This is a genomic window from Sphingomonas sp. Leaf10, assembly GCF_001421245.1.
Classification (GTDB): domain Bacteria; phylum Pseudomonadota; class Alphaproteobacteria; order Sphingomonadales; family Sphingomonadaceae; genus Sphingomonas.
The window spans coordinates 891,818-892,513 of record NZ_LMKE01000001.1 but is presented as its reverse complement, the minus strand read 5'-3'; the positions used below and the strand labels follow the sequence as shown (position 1 = coordinate 892,513).

At 69.3% G+C, this 696-nt stretch carries 1 protein-coding gene; it reads left to right on the top strand.

The annotated features are described in order from the left end of the window. Positions 1-124 precede the first annotated feature (124 nt). On the top strand, positions 125-696 hold a 572-nt coding region (locus ASE59_RS04150), incomplete at its 3' end, for an enoyl-CoA hydratase/isomerase family protein (protein WP_235515634.1).

Genomic DNA, 696 nt, shown 5'->3' with positions numbered 1-696 from the left:
GTCGAATACGACATCTTCTGGTAAGCGGTCCGTGGCGGGGTGATCCCCCGCCACGGTTCGTTTGCGCTGGCAATCGCCGCGCCGTTTCCGCAAACCGTATCAAAAGATACGGGAGAGCGATTCGATGGCAGGCGATATCCGGGTGGAGCGTGATGGCGACGTACTGCGCATCGCCCTTGACCGGCCCGAGCGGCTGAACGCCGCCCCGCCGGCGATGTTCGATGCGATCTGCGCGGCACTCACCGACCTTGGCGATGCGCGGGCGGTGCTGCTGACCGGCGAAGGACGTGCCTTTTGCTCGGGTGCGGACGTGGCGGCGGTGCAGGCGGCGGGCGACGGACCGGCCGCGACCCACCATGCGCTGACTCATCATTACAACCCTTGCCTGCAGGCGATCGCCGACCTGCCGGTCCCGATCGTCAGCGCGGTGCGCGGCGCGGCGGCCGGCATCGGGTGCAGCCTCGCGCTCGCCGCCGATTTCTGCGTCGCGTCGGACGATGCCTATTTCCTGCAAGCCTTCGTCAATATCGGCCTCGTCCCCGATGGCGGGGCCAGCTGGATGCTGCCGCGCCTGATCGGTCGGGCGCGGGCGGCGCGGATGATGCTGCTCGGCGAACGGGTGCCGGCGGCGACCGCGCTCGACTGGGGCATGATCCATGCCGTCGTCGCGCCCGACGCGCTCGATGACGAAGCGGC